The sequence below is a fragment of the Verruconatronum alginivorum genome, assembly GCF_056590205.1.
In genome coordinates this window covers 4,327,263-4,344,554 of record NZ_JBWPVQ010000001.1, presented here as the reverse complement: position 1 = coordinate 4,344,554, position 17,292 = coordinate 4,327,263, and the positions used below count along the sequence as shown (strand labels likewise).

Below are 17,292 nucleotides of genomic sequence, written 5' to 3'. Positions count from 1 at the left end.
GATAGGGTCCAACTCACTCCTCCGAAAGATACGGGGTGAGGCACTGTTAAGCATTCCTTGATCGTCCTAAGACTATCACATTGAGCGTCCTCGAATCGTTCGATTTCCCCTTGGATTTTTTCCGAACATAGTACCCCCGCTGATCAGCGCGCGACTAAACCGGTCACCGAGCCAAACTCTTCCTCGGCGACCCGCAAGGCCCAGACGACGAGATCGCCCCGGGTCAGTTCGTTTGTTCCCTCGGGGCGAAAAGTCCGGAGCCGTCTGGCGAGCTCGGGCGAAATTGCCCTGGCCATCTGAATGACATCCCTTCCCGAAAGCGCGGGTTTCCCGCTGCCATCGGGTTCATTACGGTTGGCTTCGAGACGCAACAGCACCGCGAGGGTGCGGAGGGCAGCCATTCCCTCAGCCCCGGACAGGAGTTCATCCGTCCCCCAGGCATCCGGGGTTTGAAACTCCATCCGCCGAGGTCCGGCAAGTCTCCCCGGACGGTCCATCATCTCATAGAGCGCGGCGAGTTGAACCGCCCGCCAGAGCTCGGTCCCCCACTCGACGTCGCTGTGCCAGCGTTGAATCAAGGTGGATCCCGCCTCCAGGAGCGCAATCTGCACCGCCATCGGGCTCAACTCTCTCGGCTGAATTCCATGCCGCGCGGCCAGCGCCGCGATCACGCCGGCCGCCTGACCGGTCAAAATGGTGCTCGGCTGCAACCGCGTGGCGCCACTGACCAACCGGGATTGCGAAATATTCTTTTCCGCGGGCAAAAATCCATCCAACTCGAGCGGGATAAACACCTCGAAGGGCACCTGGAAGGGACCGGTGCCCCTTGGCCAGGTCGCTCCGTCCAGGTCCCGCTCAATCGCATCGAGGGTTCCCCGAAGGTCGACAAAATAATCGCCCATCGCCACGGAAGTCGGCATGTGTTTGGCCTCCTCCCACCGGGTCAGGTCGTTGGCGACCAGGGTCTCAATTCCAATGATGCGCCGGCTCTCGCGAACGTAGGGGATTTGGCACATCCAGCGGGCATACGGCATCATTTCCTCACTGATGCCTCGTTCTCTCATCATCAACTCATTGTAGGGCGTATCGAATCCTTGCTCGACTGCCGCCGACCATGGTAAACCGAGTTCATTCTGCAGGTAGTAAATGAGCGACAACATTCGATAGACGCCCGCGCGCTCGTCCTCATGGCGCCGCTCGATCGTTTCGATCGTCGCCACCGATGGGTGGAAATCGTTCCCCCAGTTCGTGCTCACGACCGTATGGCGCTGCTCGCTTAACCGGCCAATGATTGCGCTGTGGGAATCGGCCTCGCCTCGCCAGGCCATCAGGATTCTAAAGTTGCGCTCGCCGTCGTGCATATGCCAGTCCCCATGAATCTGCCCGCGCGAAAATCGCCCGCGATCCCGCTCATACGTGGGCGGAGGAACCGTCATCCGAAGCTCCTCGGGAACCCCATCCGGATACTCGCGCATGATAATGTTGAACGCGTAGGCCGAGATCGCGCCGTCCATGTCCAGATCGTCACTGCGAGTGGTTCCGATCCGGTAGGGAGCCCCCGTCAGCGGCATCACGTCCCCATACTCCGTGGCGTCCACCAAAACGTGACAACTGAATTGACGATTCAGTTTTCCATCCGGATTCCAGCGTTCCACCGTTACTCCGGCCACTGCCGAATCCCGCTGATGCACCTCAGTCACCTTTGAGCGAACGGCAACGTCCAGGTTTCCTCCATCCTCGCGAACCTGCTGAATATAACCGTACAGCACGCCTTGGACGATTGCCGGCTCATATCCACCTTCCGTCTGATTCTGCGCGGAATTCCCGAAGTAGTAGGACTGGAACGGGCTCTTATCCAAGCCGTAATAATAGGTCACCATGCTTTCGTGAAACTCCCGGTAAAGCCCGCGTTCCCTCACCTGCGATCCCGCGTCGTCCATTGAGGTAGTCCCGGCGGCCCCCATCTGGCCGCCAAGCCAGTCGGTTTCCTCCAGCATCAGAACCCGGCTCCCCATGCGTGCCGCCTGGATGGCCGCGGCCCAGCCTCCACTGCCACCGCCCGCCACAATAATGTCGTAGTCGTCGCGCAATGACTCGAACGGTGTCAACAGATCGTGGTGATCGAGAATCGGCTCGACCAGCCTGTGGTCGCGGTAGACCTGTTGCGAGCGCTCATTTTTCCCGAGGGCCTCCGATACCGACTGAACTTCCGTCACCGATGTCTGCGCATAGCCACGAATGTCCGCCGCGGACGCGAACTCGCTGCAGTTGAAACCGAACGCGCCCGCGCGAAATTCCCCGTCCCGGCCATCGGCCCGCGCCATGATCCGTCCCTGCTCATCGCGGACAATCCCGGTAATGAGATCATCGTAAAAAGAAGCCTCGAGCTCCCAACGGGCCAGGTCCGGATACCGCCGCAGGAAGACCAGTTCGCTGAGAAGCTTCTCCTCCCCGTTCACCACCTTGAGAACACGGACTCGCTCATTCCCGACCAACCGAACGGCGTAGAAATTATCCTTATCTCGAATACGGCCGGCGATGCCAAAGAAAACATCGGAATCGCCCGTCGTCTTGAAGGTGGATCGAACGACATAATTGCGGAGCTCAGAGGGCTCTTCGCCGGAAGTGAAGTGTCCCTCATATGCCAAAAGCCCTTGCAGATTCTTGACGATCGGGCGCAAATATCCGCCCGAATCAATCGCCCAATTCCGGGAGGGACGCTGATAATTGAGATCGTTCCATCCGTCGGGAATGTTTCCGAATTCAGAGCCGCTAAAGTCGTCCTGGATCAGGAGCGTTCCGATATGCGGTACCTCGGCTGCATTATAGCGAACATCGACACGGCCCGGGTCCACCAGGCCATGCAACTGGGCCGGTGCGGCGATCAATGTGCCTGGCCTGGCCGGAACGATGCTGATCTCATCAATATAAAGCTCCCCGGTCGGATGCGACCCGCCTCCCGAGATGATCCCCACTTGCACAAATCGCGTTCCTTCCGGAACGGTGATGAGATACGACTCCTGAGTAAAGCGTTGCTGATTCCAGCCATCGCTGGCTCCGTCAAAAGTCACGATGTTATTCGATTCCAATGGCCGCCCGCTTTCGGGAAGACACCGGATAAAGAGGCGCATTTTCCCCTCACTCATGCGGTGGCGGGAATTCACCCTGACATCGAAAGCGCGCCGGCCCGAGTGGCTTTCATCCATTGGCAAAGGGATAGGTCTCGAGAGCCAGGAGGCCAACGCGTCGTTCCGGTCGTCGACAATGCCGAGCGTCCCGCTCCCATCCGTACCGCCGTCCACCGTCCAGACAGCCATCTCCGGCCCGGAACCGCTTTGGCTCCATCCGGCCGGGGCAGTATCCGGTCGCAACCCTTCAAATCTCAACACGATACCTGCACTGTCAGCATCCGCGGCAGCCGTCGACGCCGAAACAACAAAAAAGAAAGCCGCCCACCACCACCGATGACTCCACGCTGAAATTTTGACCAGCTGCTTCATGTTAAATTTCTCCTCTTCTTGGATAGGGTTGGATGTTGCTTCCGGCGGATCAATGCGCGACCAGGTTGGAAGTGTATCCATTTTCCTGCTCGGCAATCCGCAAAGCCCAGATGGCGAAATCACTCTGGGTCAGTTCTCCTGAACGATCGAGATCCACCGTCCGGAATCGCTCGCCGAGCGCCGGGGAAATGGCGTCGGCCATTTGAGTGACGTCCTCCCACGATAGCGCGGACCGCCCACTCCTCTCCGCCCCGTTGTCCGATTTTTCGATACCTAAAAGCGACGCGAAACGGCGCAACGCCCTCTGACCCTCTTCACGGCTGAGAGGCTCACTGCTCCCCCAGGCATCCGGCGTTTGAAAATGCATCCGCCTCGGTCCAGCAAGATTTCCCGGGCGGTCCAGGATTTCATAGAGCGCGGCGAGTTGAACCGCCCGCCAGCGTTCGGTCCCCCACTCCACGTCACTGTGCCAGCGCTGAATCAAGGTAGATCCCGCTTCCAACACCGCGAGTTGGACGGCTAGCGGGTTTAATTGCCGCGGCTGCACCCCCTGCTCGACGGCAAGTGCCGCCATCACTCCCACCGTCTGTCCTGTCAAGATCGTGATCGGCTGCAATCGGGTGGCGCCGTTGACCAGTCTGGACTGGGAAAAATTTTTCTCAGCCGGCAGGAAACCATCAAGTTCGAGCGGTATAAACACCCCAAAAGGCACTTGGAATGGGCCATTGCCGGTCGGATGCGAGGAACCATCCAAATCGGGCTCCACCGCATCGTAGGTTCCGTGGAGATCCATGAAATAATCCCCCATCGCAACGGAGGTCGGCATGTGCTTGGCCTCATCCCAACGGGTCAGATCATTCGCCACCAGCGTCTCAATTCCGATAATGCGCCGGCTTTCCCGGACATAGGGAATCTGGCACATCCAACGGGCATACGGCATGATCTCTTCGCTGATACCCCTTTCTCTCATCATCAACTCATTGTAGGGGGTATCAAAGCCCTGCTCGACCGCCGCCGCCCACGGCAGTCCCAGCTCATTTTGAAGGTAATAAACCAACGACAACATGCGATACACCCCGGTGCGATCGTCTTCGTGCCGTTGCTCGGGAAATTCAATCGTCGCCGCTGATACGTGGTAATTGTTTCCCCAGTTCGTGCTCGCGACCGTGTGGCGCTGTTCGCTCATCCGGCCGATCAATGAGCTGTGCGAATCGGCCTCGCCTCGCCAGGCCTTCAGAATCCTGAAATTGCGCTCGTTCCTGTGTAAATGCCAATCCCCATGGATCTGGCCGCGCGCGAACCGCAAACGCTCCCTTTCATAGGTGGGCGGTGGAACCGTCATCCGCAGATGCTCGGGTATGCCATCCGGATACTCGCGCAGGATGATATTAAACGAGTAGGACTGAACCGCACCGTCCGGGTCCAGATCGTCACTGCGAGTGTTGCCCACCCGGTAGGGCGCTCCCGTCAACGGTATCACGTCGCCGTATTCCGTGGCGTCGACCAGGACCTGACAACTGAGGCGACGCTGGGGTTTTCCATCCGGGTTCCAGCGTTCCACGGTTACCCCGGTCACTTTCGAGTCCTGCTGATGCACCTCGATCACCTTTGAGCGGACGCAAACATCCAACTGCCCCCCGTTTTCACGGACCTGCTGAATGTACCCGTAAAGCACCCCCTGGATCACCGCGGGTTCATATCCGCCTTCCGTCTGGTTCTGCGCGGAGTTACCATAGTAATACGACATAAACGGCCCCTTATGCAGGCCGTAATAATAGGTCACCATGCTTTCGTGAAACTCCCGGTAGAGTCCTCGCTCACGGACCTGGGCTCCCGCATCGTCCATCGAGGTCGTGCCGGCGGCCCCCATCTGCCCCCCGAGCCAGTCGGTCTCCTCCAGCAACAGAACCCGCTTCCCCATGCGGGCAGCCTGGATGGCCGCTCCCCATCCTCCCGTGCCGCCGCCGGCGACAATGATATCATAATCGTCCTGCAACGACTCAAACGGTGTCAGCAGTTCCTGGTGGTCGAGAATCGGCTGGACCAACTGGTGCCCGCGGTAGACCTGTTGGCTGTATTCATTCTTTCCCAACGCCGCTGAAACGGACTGAACCTGCGCCACGTCCGCCTGTGCGAAGGCACGAACGTCTTTCGCTCCCGCGAAGTCGCTGTTGTTGAAGCCAAAGGCGCCTTGGCGAAACTCTCCGTCACGAGCATCTGCCCGGGCCATGATTCGGCCCTGATCATCGCGCACGATTCCGGTGATGAGGTCCTCGTAAAAAGAGGCCTCGAGTTCCCAGTCGGCCAAATCTGGATACCGCCGCGGAAGGACCAGTTCACCGAGCAGCTTCTCCTCGCCGTCCAACACCTTGAGAATCCGAACCCGGTCAGCGCCGGCCAGACGCACGGAGTAAAAATTGTTCTTATCCTGAATGCGGCCGGCGATGCCAAAGAAAACGTCGGCATCACCGGTCGCCTTGAACGCGGACCGGACCACATAATTACGAAGCTCCCAGGCGTTCTCACCGGAAGTCAGGTTCCCTTCGTAGGCAATAAGCCCGTGCAGGTTCTTGACGATCGGGCGTAAAAATCCTTGCGCATCCAACGCCCAGTTCCGGGAGGGCCGCTGATAAGTCAGATCGTTCCAACCGGGCGGAATCGTTCCGAATTCAGAGCCGCTGAAATCATCCTCGATCAGCAGTGTTCCCGGACGCGGCACCTCATCCGCCCGATAGGAGACAGCCGCACGACTCGCCTCAACCCGGCCATGCAACTGGGCGGGGGCGACCACCATCGTGTCAGTCGAAGCGAGAGCAATGCGGATCTCGTCGATGTAAAGTTTACCCGAGCCTTCCTCCCCGCCCGACGAAATTCCCAGCTCCAACGATCGGGTCTCTCCCGGAACGGTGACGAGATACGACTGCTCGACGAACCGTCCCTCATTCCATCCGTCAGTTTCTCCATGATAGAAGGCGATCTGCCTCGCTTCAAGTGATTGTCCGGCCTCGGAAAAACTCCGCAGCCGCAGGCGCATTCTTCTATGGTCCACGTTGTAGCGGAGATTCACATGGACCTTCAAGGCTCGCCTGTCGACAGCAACTTCAGGCTCCGGCAGAGGGATCCGGGACGAGGTCCACATGGCCGCGGCATCATGCCGGTCAACGTCAAGACCGATCGTCCCGGTGCCGCCCGTGCCTCCGTCGACCGTCCAGACAGCCATCTCGGGTCCACTCCCCCTGGGTCGCCATCCTTCCGGAACCGTATCGGGACTCAATCCCTCAAATCGCAAAGTGACGACCTCCTCGCCGACGGCCGGGGCTCCGGTAAGAGCAAACAACAGCAAAAAACGCCACCCCCGGCGGAACCACCCTGAACGTCTGCCAACCTGAATCATGATATTCTCCTTTCAACGATTGGGTCCAACTCACTCCTTCGAAAGATACGGGGTGAGGCACTGCGAAGCATTCCTTGATCGTCCTAAGACTATCACGAGGAGCATTCTCGAATCGTTCGAATTCCCCTGGGATTTTTTCCGAACATCGTCTCCGGCCGCTGCTGTCGGGCAGCGGAGCCAACCCGACTACGGGAATTACGTTGATTTAGAAGCCGATGGGAGGGATGGCATCCTGGCATCCGCCGTCGGCGTCAGGTTCAGAAAGAGGTCGGCTGGAAGACCCTCTGATTTGGCCTGCACGAAGCCGTTTAACGTAGCGGGGTTGGCTTCGCCGCCCCGTTTTCCGGGAGGTTCGCAATGTGGGGAACCTATCCGACCCCATTGGCGACGGACGACATCCCCTGACTCCGGATGTTCTCAGCCGCTGCTGTCGGGCGGCGGAGCCAACCCGACTACGGCGAATGGCGGATGATTCCCCGCACTGGGAGGGGTGGCATCCTGCCGCCCGGCATCGGCGTCAGCAGCGGCTTGACCGCCGTGCTTGGTCGGATGGAAGCCAACCCTCTCGATTTGGCCGCCCCGCAAGGCAGCGGTACTTTTCCCGCTGCCCGCACAGCTCAATTGCGGCGCCACCCAGCGCACAATCGTCGAGCACGAAAGCCCGTCAAAACTCACTAATCCGAGAGATGCGAGGCGAGGCACTGCGAAGGTCGCAATGAGCATCCTCGAATCGTCCGATTTCCCCTTGGATTTTTTCCGAACATCGCGTCCAATTCACTCATCGAACGCCTCTCCCTCTCCCATGCTCCGGTGATCCGGCCGGGGAATACCGGCCTTGATTCAACTCCGGTGTTTCCTTCTCGCGTCGTTCAAGAAGCGCCCGCCATGCCTCGATAATCTCGGGAGTGGCCAGGCGCGGGGGCAACTGTTCCTTGAATTCGTCCCTGATTTCCTGGAGACGCGCCGCAACCGCCGGTTCGGCTGCCAAGAGATCGTTCGTCTCGTGGGGATCAAGTTCGACATTATAGAGCTGAAGCTTGTATTCACGCGGTGCGTCCCTCGGTATTCGATACCGCGCCGACAGGGTGTGCGGATGGGCATCCTCCCGGATCAATTTCCAATCTCCATCACGGACGGCCCAGGTCTCCGCGTGCGCGCCATGCCAGAACAACCGGGTTTGCGGAGTTCCCGTTTCCCCGCCCTGCAAATACGGCATCAGATTCACCCCATCGAGGGGTTGAGTTTCCACATCACTCCCGTTCGCGGCAGAGAGAAACGTCGGATACAAATCCAGAAGGGAGACCGGTCGGGTATAAACGTCGCCCCCCGACAGCTCATTCGGCCAGCTCAGAATAAGAGGGACCCGCACCCCGCCTTCATAATAGGTACCCTTGCGACCTTTCAGGCCTCCGTTGTGCTGAAGCACGCGGCCGGGTCCACCATCGCTCCCGCCGTGGTCGCTGGTGAAGATAATCAGGGTATTCTCCCTCAATCCATTCTGATCCAGCCAATCGATCAGCCTGCCGACATTGGCGTCCATGCTTTCAATCATGGCCTGGGCAATACAACGGGATGTGGCGACGCCGTCCGGACGGCGCTCCGCGTATTTTTCCAGGAATTCCCACGGCACCTGCAAGGGCGTATGCGGAGTAAGGTGGGGCAAGTAGAGGAAGAAAGGCCTCTCGTCCGGCTGAGCCATAAACTCGATTGCCCGCTCGGTGAGCTCGTCAGTCAAATATTGGATTTCCGAAACGGGTGTCTCCTGATCGTAGATATAAGCATCCGCTCCTCGTCCCACGCCAAGCATCGTCTCACCGACGTTCGGCTGGTAATAGTCGTGTTGCCCGCCGAGAAAGCCGAAGTATCGCTCAAAGCCCCGGTCCAGCGGCCGCGATCCGTTGACCGAGCTGACGTGCCACTTGCCAATCATCCCCGTCCGGTATCCCGCTTCCCGCAACGCCTCGGGCATCAACTTGAGCGACGTCGGAATCGGAGCCAGCGTATCCTCGAAACCATAAAAGCCAAACCGGTCCTGCTGTTGCCCGGTCAACAATCCCGCACGCGAGGGCGAGCAGACCGCGCCGGTCGCATAGGCCTGGGTGAAACGCACGCCGCTCGCTGCGAGAGCATCGATGTTCGGTGTCGGCGTAAAGGCCTCTTCACCCCACTCCTTGCCCTGCGGGTAACAACTCAGGTCGCCCCAGCCGAGATCGTCGGCGACGATAAGGACGATGTTCGGCCGCTCGGCCGTGACCGCGAGCGCCGGACCCAAGGCGGCCAGGGCGATGAAAAGTGCCTTCGTCTGTTTCATAATCGTGTGGGTCATCGGAGTTCAGTGGATGTCGGGTTAGCGTCACTCAGCAGGATCGTTCTCCCCGTCTGCTGCAATACCTGGGCGGCAACGAGGGCGAAGTCGCCACGGGTAACCGCTTCGCCCGGCGAGCCAATCGATAAGCCGTCCTTCCAGCGTGGAGAAATCGCGGAAAGCGGCGCGTCGAGATCCTCCCACGTTGGCGACAATGAGGTGGCGGCCCGCGGGACGGTTTTGCCCGCCCGTTCTGCCAACGTCCGGATCGCGCGGGAAAAGGTCCGGGCATCCAAAGGTTCGGACGGACGCCAGAAATTGCCGGCCCCCATCTCCGTCTCATCCTCCCTCACATAGGGACCAGGCTCATCCATCACACCGTGCAAAGCGAGCAACTGAGTGGCCGGCCAGAGCTCCGTTCCCCAGGGGACATCCTCATACCAGCGCTGGATCAGATTGGAGCCCGCCTTGAGCAATGCCGCCTGGACGGCGATCGGACTTACCTCGCGCGGCGAGATATCTTCCCGGGTTGCCAGCGCCGCAATCACGCCCGCGGCCTGCCCGGTGAGAATCGTGATCGGCTGCAACCGCGTGGCGCCGCTCGCGAGCCGGGACTGCGAAATGTTCTTCTCCGCCAGCACCAGGCCATCGATCGTCTCCGGAATAAAGACCTCAAACGGCACCTGAAACGGGCCGCCGATCCGGGGCGCCGGTTCCGGGTCCAGGTCCTCTTCCCGAATATGGCCTGTCCCGCCATGGTTGATATCCAGGAAATAATCGCCCATCGCCACCGAGGTTGAAAAGTGTCGCACGTTTTCGAAGCGGCCGAGATCGGAAGCGCGCAAGGTATAGACGCCAATCCCTCGCCGGCTCTCGCGCACGTAGGGCCATTGGGGCAGATGGAGAGCGATCGAAAGCAGGTCCGGCCGAAGGTCGAGCTCCGCCATTTGCTCCTCCTGATACGGGGTAAGATAGCCTTCGTCCACCGCAACCGACCACGGGAGGCCAAGTTCGTTTTGCAGGTAATAGATCTCGTGAAACGTCCGGTAAATCCCCTCCCGTTGCTGCTCGCGGCGCACAGCCATGACTTCGATGCCCGCTACGGTGACCGGGTAATCCTGGCGTCCGCCGTTGAGTCCCGCCTGCGTATGGCGCCGTTGGCTCGCCATCCCCGTCATGGGGCTATCGCTGTCGGCCATCCCCCGCCAGGCCAGCAACACCCGGTAAACTCGCGGGCCCAGATAACCGACGCCTGGAGCGCCCCAGACGAGCCGGCCATAGAGTTGCGATCGCTGCAATAACGCAGGATCATATCCCGGCGGCGGGCTCTTGATGCGTAATTCGTCGGGCAAGCCCTCGGGATACTCCCGTATCACTCCCAGCCAGGTGTGCCACTGTATCGGGCCATCGGGGTCAATCGCATCGCTCGTGGAAATTCCGACGCGGTAGCGCGCCCCCGCCATCGGGAGAATGTCGCCATACTCCGTCGATTCGATCAGGACTTTGCAGGCGGGTGTCCTTCGAGTCCCCTCTTTCTCAAGCGCCACTCCGGTGACTCGATCCCCCTGCTTGAAAACTTCGGTCAGACGAGTGCCGGTGACCAGGTCAAGGGTGCCGCCGGCTTTTCGAGCGTGGTCGATGAAGGCATAAAGAACACCGCGGACCACTTTTGGCTCGTATCCGCCCTCCGTCTGCTCGGGCCATGCGTAATAAGCGCGAAAGGGGTCTTTGTTTAGTGTATAATAATAGTTCACCATACTTTGGTGGAACTCACGATACAGTCCCCGTTCGCGAACCGGGAATTTCCACCAAAGCCCCTCCTCGTCCATCGAGGTCACCGCCGCCGCCGCCATCTGGCCTCCGATCCAGTCAGACTGTTCCACCAATAGCACCGTCGCACCCAGCCGCGATGCCTGAATCGCGGCCGCCCATCCGCCCGTGCCCGCCCCCGCGATAATGATATCGTAGGCGTCCGCCAACCGGTCGAATGGCGTATTCAATGTCTCGATATCCATCGCCGGCTCGAGCACGGTGCCAGACGATCCCGGCTGAACGTCCGTCAGCCCCGTCCTCTCCCGGACACCTTCGGCCCGGAAGGGCTGGAGGGCTTCGATCGTGAGCCCTCCCACCGCCGCGAAGTTTGTACACTGAAGCCCCGCGGCGCCGGCTGAAAAGCCGCCCTTGTCCAACCCGTCCACGCGGACTTGCTCCATGCCATTCGCGTCCCACACGCGGCCCGTGAGACGATCGCCGTCCAAGGTCAGAGAGATCCTCCACTCTTCTCCTTCCTGGTAGCGATGGATCGTGACAAAATCCGACAGAACCTCTTCCTCGCCATCGGCCACTTTGATCAACGCGATTTCATTCATGCCGGAAAACCGAACCGCATAATAGTTCCGCGCATCGACGACCCGCCCGACCACCCCTACCGAGACCTCCGCACAAGGTGTCTTCCGAAAGGTCGCGGTGATCGTCCCGTCGGCGAGCTCGCTGCCAGGCTCACCGTTTCCAAGATCCCCTTTATAAACGATCAGGCCGTGCTCGCCCTTCCATACCGTGCGCAACAATCCTCGTCCATCGACGCTCCAATTCGGAGCCGATCGAAGCACGCCGAAATCGTGCCAGTCCGCGGGAGTCCCGCCCAGCGGCGTCGTGTTGAAGTCGATGGAGTAAAGAACGCGCGTGTCGCTCGCACTGATTTCACTAAGCGGCCACGCAATGACAAGCATAGCCACCAATCGCCACCACCCCTCATTACTCCGTTTCATCATAATCATTTAATTCCCTATGCCTCCGCGTTCATCTTCCGCCACCACCACCCGTTCTCGCTCCGCGACCCGCAGGAGCCAAACCGCAAAATCACTCCGGCTCAAATCGCCGTTACCCTCGGGCCGCGCAGCTCGAAATCCTTCGCCCAGCGCGGGCGAAACCGCCGCCGCCATTCGCAAAACATCCTCCCGCGAAAGCACTCCGCGCCTCCTCAAGGCTGCTGCGTCCCCGGATGCTTCAAGTCGCAGAACCGCAGCCAGGCCACGCAGTGCGGCGAAGCCTTCCTCGCCGCTCAGTCTTTCATCACTCCCCCAGGCATCCGGCGTCTGGAAATCCATTCGACGCGGTCCGGCAAGTCGCCCCGGACGGTCCATCATCTCATAAAGCGCGGCGAATTGCACCGCCCTCCAGAGCTCGGTCCCCCACTCGACATCGCTGTGCCAGCGTTGAATCAAGGTTGACCCCGCCTCCAGCAGCGCCAACTGCACCGCCAGCGGGCTCAACTCACGCGGCTGGATTCCATCCTCCACGGCCTCCGCCGCAATCGCTCCCACCGCCTGCCCGATCAGCATCGTGCTCGGTTGCAGGCGGGTAGCCCCATTGACCAGCCTGGATTGCGAGAAGTTCTTTTCCGCCGGCAAAAATCCGTCCAGTTCCAGTGGGATGAATATCTCAAATGGGATTTGAAACGGACCGTTCCCCTGCGGCCGGATGGGCCCGTCGAGGTCCTGCTCGGCCGCATCATGGGTTCCATGGAGATCCATAAAATAATCCCCCATCGCCACCGATGTCGGCATGTGTTTGGCATCGTCCCACCGGGTCAGATCGTCGGCCACCAGCGTCTCAATCCCGATAATTCGCCGGCTCTCCCGAACGTAAGGGATCTGACACATCAAGCGGGCATACGGCAATATCTCCTCACTGATGCCCCGTTCACTCATCATCATTTCATTATAGGTCGTATCGAACCCCTGCTCGTCCGCCGCCGCCCACGGCAGCCCCAATTCGTTTTGCATGAAGTAAATGAGTGACAACATTCGATACACCCCGGTGCGCTCGTCCTCATGGCGCTGCTCGGGAGATTCGATCGTCGCCACCGATACATGGTAGTTGTTCCCCCACTTTCCGCTCACCACGGTATGGCGCTGCTCACTCCGCCGTCCGATCAAGGGGCTCTGCGAATCAGCCTCGCCCCGCCACGCCATCAGGATCCTGAAGTTGCGGTCGCCCTGGTGCATTTGCCAGTCCCCGGAAATTTTGCCGCGCGAAAACCTTCCCCGCTCCCGCTCATAGGTGGGGGGTGGAACCGTCATGCGCAGATGCTCGGGCACTCCGTCCGGATACTCCCGCATGATAATATTAAATGTGTGGGCCTGGATGGCCCCATTCATATCCAAATCATAACTACTGGTGTTTCCGACCCGGTAAGGCGCGCCCGTAAGCGGAATCACATCCCCGTATTCGGTGGCGTCGATCAGAATCCGGCAATTGATCTGGCGTTCCGGTGTTCCATCCGGGTTCCACCGCTGCACCGTCACCCCGGTCACCCGGGAGTCTCGCTGATGCACCTCCGTCACCTTTGTTCGAATACAAACATCCAATTTCCCGCCGTTCTCACGGACTTGCTGAATATACCCGTAGAACACGCCCTGGATAACAGCGGGTTCATATCCGCCTTCCATCTGATTTTGCGCCGAATTTCCATGATAGTAAGACATGAACGGACTCTTATTCAGGCCATAGTAATAGGTCACCATGCTCTCATGAAACTCCCGGTAGAGTCCCCGCTCACGGACTTGCGATCCGGCATCATCCATCGAAGTTGTCCCGGCTGCCCCCATCTGTCCGCCGAGCCAGTCGGTCTCCTCGATCATCAGGACCCGTTTCCCCGACCGGGCCGCCTGCATGGCCGCCCCCCAGCCTCCCGTGCCTCCGCCAGCCACGATGATGTCGTAGTCGTCGTCCAATGACTCAAATGGCGTCAAGAGATCCTGGTGGTCCATAATCGGCTGGACCCGGGGATGACCCTCATAAACCCGTTGCAGACGCTCATTCTTACCGCGAGCCTCGGCAACCTTCTGAACCTTCGCCACCTCGGCCTGCGCATAGCCGCGCACATCCGCGACGGCCGCGAACTCGCTGTTGTGGAAACCAAAGGTGCCTTGACTGAACTCCCCGTCCCGGCCGTCCGCGCGGGCCATGATCCTCCCCCTTTCGTCCCGGACGATCCCGGTGATCAGGTCCTCGTAAAAGGACGCTTCGAGTTCCCAATCGGCCTGAGGCGGATATCCCCGCAGCAGGACCAATTCGCTGAGGAGTTTCTCCTCTCCGTCGATGACTTTGAAAATGCGAAGCTTGTCATCTCCCTCCACCCGCACGCTGTAAAAGTTTTTCGCGTCCTGGATACGCCCGGCGATGCCGAAAAACACATCGGAATCGCCCGTCGTCTTGAAGGTCGACCGGATCACATAATCCTTGAGTTTCCGCGGCTCTTCAGCGGATGTCAGATGTCCTTCATACGCCAAAACTCCCTGCAGGTGTTTGACGATTGGGCGCAGATAGCCGCGCGAATCGACCGCCCAGTTGCGGGAAGGCCGACGATGCGCCAGATCCCTCCATCCGGGAGGGATCGTTCCGAATTCAGCATCGCCGAAACGATCCTCCAACAACAGGGTTCCCCTCCGCGGTACTTCGTCCGCCCTGTAACTGGCCGTGACCCGGCTGGCCTGCACCCGGCCATGCAATTGGGCGGGGGCGGTCACCATCGTGTCCGGCGGAGCGAGCGTCATCCGAATTTCGTCGATGTAAAGCTCACCCGATGCCTCCTCCCCGCCCGAAGAGAGCTCCAATTGCAACAGCCGAGTTTCCCCCGGAACGGTGACAAGATACGACTCCTCGACGAACCTGCCGTCATGCCATCCTTCGGTAGCGCCATGATAAAAGGCGATCTGCCTCGCTTCGATCTGCCGCCCGTCTTTGGAAAAAGACCTGAGGCGGAGTCGCATCCTTCGGTGGTCGACATAGTAGCGCAGATTTAAGCTGACCTTTACCGCGTGCCTCTCGTCGACTGCGACTTCGGTCGTCGGCAGGGTAAAATGGGGAGAAGTCCATAAGGCGGCGGCGTCATGCCGTTGATTGTCAAAACCAATCGTTCCCGTTCCGTCCGTCCCGCCATCGACGGTCCAGACAGCCATCTCCGGCCCGTTTCCTCCCGCTATCCAACCGGGGGGAGCTTCATCCGGCTTCAAACCGTCAAATCGCAAGGTGACGATCTCCTGACCGCATCCCACCGACGCCGTAAGCGCACACAAAAAGAGGAGACACGCCAACCGGCGGAAACCTGCTGAAGGTCTGGGAATCCGCATCATGTTACATTTTTCTTTCCTGGGTGAAGCAACTTGACAGGCTGGCCCCGGCGGCTCCATCACCCCGTGCGCACAACCCTATAACAATCAACCGAGCATAGCAGAATGAACCTTTTCCCGCCGTTCGATTTTGCCCCTTGTTCTTTTTCACACATCGACCGTATCACCTGATCGATCTGTTGATAGGAAGTGAGGCCCCACTCCAGAAAGACAGGCAAGACGTAGCACAGACATTCTTGTCTGTGATAAACCGGCTTATGTACCAACGTCGGCCCGCCAGCCCCAAGAAGGTCAAGGACCCCCGCGAACGTTTTGCTAGAGCTCCACCGCTCGAATCCGGTAAAACCCGCGAGTAGACTCCTCTTCGATTGGATCCGGACCGATCCACTCTAAAATCCCTTCGTCCCGGGGTAATGTGCCAAAGACAGTCCACGTTCCCGAGGTCAACTCTTCGGCCCACTCCAGAATATAGGGTGCTTCCGGACCAAACAATCCCCCGCGCCACCGCAAAATCAACTGGTCCTCTTCATCGTATTCAATTGAGACAATTGCAAATCGATCGGTCGGATCCGCGGGGTTTGTTCCGGCCAGATAAACCTGCCAATTTGGCATGCCGTGTCCCGTCGTATCCATTTCATCCAATGCCTCCCAGGACTCCGCTCCCGCGTCTTCATAGGAGGAAAAACCTTGCAGCTGATACCAATCGATCGGCACACCGCGCACAGCGGTAACATCGCCGGGAATCTTGATGGTAAACCACCCGGTCTCCTGATTCCAGCTCGAAACCGTATCCTCAGGAAAGCCGGTGAGTGTAATGACCGGAGTATCACTAAATGAGGAGCTTCTAATCAGCGTATAAATCCCCCCGGATCCGTTGTATTCGGAACCATCGACAAAGATGTTTCCGTCGGGAGAAATCGATCCAATTCCGCCAAAGTTCATGCTGGAAACTGTCGTCTCGCTGAAGGCAAAGTTCACCGTTCCGTTTGCATGCAAGTCAAAATCCCCCCCGAATTCCATCTCCGCGTTGGCGCCAACATTCACGACGCCACTTATTCCAAGCCCCACCGCAAGGTACTGCGCATTGATACTTCCGTTGGAAATCGAATAAGTTCCCTTGCCCACCCCGCCTACAGAGACTCCTCCAGTGGTGAGCTCGATATGCCCCCCCGTCTGGTTGAGAAGACCGTCAGCCGAGGCGGCGGGAGCGAGATTAAGTCCTCCATTGCTTCGGGTCAAAAGGCCGGCGGATAAATTGTAGGTTCCTTTCCCAAAGTGACCTATAAACGACCCGGCAGGGCCATGGGCGCTCACTGTGCCGCCCATTTGATTGAACGTCCCCACCGAATCGCCTCCGCCACTGGCGATTGCAAAGTGGGTCATCTCCAACGTGCTCTCCCCGGACAAGTCGTAGGTGGCGGTTGCCCCATCCGCTGAAGCCAACTGCACAATTCCAGCTGAGACCACTTTGCCCCCGGTTTGTTCATAACTGCCTTCCGTCCCGGTCTGGACTCCGAGTCTAATTGTACCGCCATTTATCAGAATGACCTCGCCGCCGCTTTGAAACCCGCTTCCTTGAGAACCCGTGAGGATGCCGATACGAAAATTACCATTAAAGGTAACCGTGCCACCGGTCATTGTCTGGGTATTGCCAACGGTATTGCGGGCAATGTCGCGAGCCCCCGCTTCGATCGTGCCATGATTGATTACCACGTGCTGGATGACGTTGTTACTATTGAGACTTGGAAAGGACGTTTGGTCCCAATTGTCAGCGTTCGCCCAGGCGGTCGTACCGGCATCGCCGGTCCAGGTCCAGGTCGTCCCCTGCGCCCAGACGGAAGCCGTTGAAAAGAACAGGGTAAGGAAAAATGCCATCAGGGAATATACCGATCGATCACGGCCCATAGCCTTTTCGAATTTTTTCATATTTTATTCAGGTTGAAGTCCTTGAGGGGACTA

6 protein-coding genes are annotated in these 17,292 nt (G+C 59.2%); all 6 read right to left on the bottom strand.

The genetic code is table 11. From position 1 onward, the window contains the following. Window positions 1–143 precede the first annotated feature (143 nt). The 6 genes from ACWUI2_RS15535 to ACWUI2_RS15510 all read right to left on the bottom strand — a co-directional run bounded on the left by ACWUI2_RS15535 (window position 144) and on the right by ACWUI2_RS15510 (window position 17,259). Window positions 144–3,146 carry an FAD-dependent oxidoreductase gene (locus ACWUI2_RS15535; protein ID WP_486983767.1) on the bottom strand — a complete coding sequence of 1,001 codons (3,003 nt, stop codon included), beginning with the start codon at window positions 3,144–3,146 and terminating at the stop codon, window positions 144–146. Window positions 3,147–3,549: 403 nt separating this feature from the next. Then, window positions 3,550–6,894, bottom strand: a complete 3,345-nt coding sequence (locus tag ACWUI2_RS15530; protein WP_486983766.1) for an FAD-dependent oxidoreductase — start codon at window positions 6,892–6,894, stop codon at window positions 3,550–3,552. Between the two features lie 778 nt (window positions 6,895–7,672). After that, window positions 7,673–9,205, bottom strand: coding sequence for a sulfatase (locus ACWUI2_RS15525; protein ID WP_486983765.1), 1,533 nt, complete (start codon window positions 9,203–9,205; stop codon window positions 7,673–7,675). Window positions 9,206–9,216: 11 nt separating this feature from the next. Then, window positions 9,217–11,970 carry an FAD-dependent oxidoreductase gene (locus tag ACWUI2_RS15520; RefSeq protein ID WP_486983764.1) on the bottom strand — a complete coding sequence of 918 codons (2,754 nt, stop codon included), beginning with the start codon at window positions 11,968–11,970 and terminating at the stop codon, window positions 9,217–9,219. Between the two features lie 6 nt (window positions 11,971–11,976). Further along, window positions 11,977–15,336, bottom strand: coding sequence for an FAD-dependent oxidoreductase (locus ACWUI2_RS15515; protein ID WP_486983763.1), 3,360 nt, complete (start codon window positions 15,334–15,336; stop codon window positions 11,977–11,979). 312 nt (window positions 15,337–15,648) lie between these two features. Continuing rightward, on the bottom strand, window positions 15,649–17,259 hold the full coding sequence (locus ACWUI2_RS15510) for an autotransporter outer membrane beta-barrel domain-containing protein (RefSeq protein ID WP_486983762.1): 1,611 nt from the start codon (window positions 17,257–17,259) through the stop codon (window positions 15,649–15,651). Window positions 17,260–17,292: the final 33 nt, after the last annotated feature.

Coding starts and splice junctions, on each gene's coding strand:
- ACWUI2_RS15525 (WP_486983765.1), bottom strand. CDS start 9,205: ATGAAACAGACGAAGGCACTTTTCATCGCCCTGGCCGCCTTGGGTCCG.
- ACWUI2_RS15530 (WP_486983766.1), bottom strand. CDS start 6,894: ATGATTCAGGTTGGCAGACGTTCAGGGTGGTTCCGCCGGGGGTGGCGT.
- ACWUI2_RS15510 (WP_486983762.1), bottom strand. CDS start 17,259: ATGAAAAAATTCGAAAAGGCTATGGGCCGTGATCGATCGGTATATTCC.
- ACWUI2_RS15515 (WP_486983763.1), bottom strand. CDS start 15,336: ATGATGCGGATTCCCAGACCTTCAGCAGGTTTCCGCCGGTTGGCGTGT.
- ACWUI2_RS15535 (WP_486983767.1), bottom strand. CDS start 3,146: ATGAGTGAGGGGAAAATGCGCCTCTTTATCCGGTGTCTTCCCGAAAGC.
- ACWUI2_RS15520 (WP_486983764.1), bottom strand. CDS start 11,970: ATGATGAAACGGAGTAATGAGGGGTGGTGGCGATTGGTGGCTATGCTT.